Raw genomic sequence first — 1,063 nt, 5'->3', positions numbered from 1 at the left:
CTGGATGACAGCCGCATAGACGGCGCACTCACGGCCACCGCCCGCAGCGGCGATATCAGCCAGGGCAGCGGGGCCTTGACCATCGGCAGCCACAGCGTGCTGACTGCTGCCAAGGACATCGCGCTGGGCAACAGCAGCAACCAGTTTGGTGGCGATGTCTATGCCCAGGGGGACAACATCGGCCTGAGCGCCAGCTCGGCGCTGGAGATCGCGCAGCTGCAGGCCGCAGGCAATACCCGGCTGGCAGGCCATGGCGTGAACCTGAACAACACCAGCGTCGGCAACGACCTGCAGGTGGACAGCAGCGCCTCCATCACCCAGGGAAGTGCACTCAAGGTGGGCGGCAACAGCCGCTTCAGTGCAGCGGGCGACATCACGCTAGACCATGCGGGCAACCAGTTTGCCGGCAGCCTCGCATTGATTGGGGGTGATGTGGCCATCAGCCTCGCCGACGGCCGGCTGCTCGATGCGATCCAAACCTCGGGCAATCTGAGCGTGACGGCCGGCAGCACCGGCATCCGCCAGAACGCTGCCCTGCAGGTTGCGGGTCGCAGCGATTTCAATACCAGTGGCGACATTGTGCTGACCGACGCCGGCAACCGCTTTGGCGGCGATGTATATGCCCAGGGAAACAATATCCGCCTGGGCGCGGGCTCGGCGCTGGAGATCGCCCAGTTGCAGGCCGCAGGCAATGCCCAGATCACAGGCCATGGCGTGCGCTTGCGCAATACCAGCGTCGGCAACGATCTGCAGGTGGACAGCAGCGCCGCCCTCACCCAGGGCAGTGCCCTCAATGTGGGAGGCAGCAGCCGCTTCAGTGCAGCGGGCGACATTGCACTGAGCCATGCGGGCAACCAACTCGGCGGCCACGTGACACTGAACGGGGCCAATGTAGCCATCGCCAGCGCCAACGGGCTGCTGCTCGATACGGTGCAGGCCTCTGGCGACCTGAGCGTGGCGGCTGGCAGCGCCGGTATCCGCCAGAACGCAGCCATGCAGGTTGCGGGCCGCAGCGACTTCAACACCAGCGGCGACATGGTGCTGGCCGATGCCGGCAACCGCT

The 1,063-nt window shown here is 66.0% G+C and carries 1 protein-coding gene; it reads left to right on the top strand.

Going from position 1 to position 1,063, the window contains the following annotated elements:
- Positions 1–1,063: hypothetical protein (locus tag G486_RS24365; RefSeq protein ID WP_211233816.1), on the top strand; the 1,063-nt coding region annotated here is incomplete at both ends.

Source organism: Comamonas composti DSM 21721 (assembly GCF_000429845.1).
Lineage (GTDB): Bacteria > Pseudomonadota > Gammaproteobacteria > Burkholderiales > Burkholderiaceae_C > Comamonas > Comamonas composti.
This window is presented reverse-complemented; position numbering and strand designations above follow the sequence as displayed.